The sequence below is a fragment of the Streptococcus oralis genome (genome assembly GCF_003942875.1).
GTDB lineage: Bacteria > Bacillota > Bacilli > Lactobacillales > Streptococcaceae > Streptococcus > Streptococcus oralis_BX.
Genome location: NZ_RMVK01000017.1, coordinates 1 through 652 on the forward strand (window position 1 = coordinate 1; position 652 = coordinate 652).

Below are 652 nucleotides of genomic sequence, written 5' to 3' on the forward strand. Positions count from 1 at the left end.
CTGATTGGCTGGAGCTCGCTGAGGCGGATTGACTAGAACTTACTGAAGCTGACCGGCTCGCGCTCACGGATGCTGATTGGCTGGAACTTGCCGACGCTGACTGGCTTGAGCTTACTGAGGCTGATTGACTTGAGCTTGCTGATGCAGACTGACTAGCGCTGACTGAAGCGGATTCACTTGTGCTTACCGATACAGACTGACTAGCGCTTACGGAAACTGATTCACTTGCGCTTACTGAGGCAGACTGACTAGCGCTGACTGAGGCAGATTGACTAGAGCTCGCTGAAGCGGATTGACTTGAGCTCACCGATACAGATTGGCTCGAACTTGCAGATGCAGACTGACTAGCGCTTACTGAGGCAGATTGGCTGGAGCTTATAGATACTGATTGACTAGCGCTGGCTGAGGCTGACTGACTCGAACTTACCGATGCAGACTGGCTTGCGCTGGCTGAGGCAGATTGGCTGGAGCTCACTGACGCTGATTGACTTGCACTTGCCGATACAGACTCACTTGCGCTTACTGAGGCTGACTGGCTAGCACTCGCTGAAGCGGATTCGCTTGCGCTTACTGATGCGGATTGACTGGAGCTTACTGACGCAGACTCACTCGAACTTACCGATGCTGACTCACTTGCGCTCACCGATGCTGA

General features: G+C 53.5%; 1 protein-coding gene. It reads right to left on the bottom strand.

The features are described 5' to 3' along the window. Positions 1 to 652, bottom strand: a 652-nt coding sequence (locus tag D8844_RS10340; protein WP_185757690.1) for a hypothetical protein, incomplete at both ends; no start/stop codon positions are given.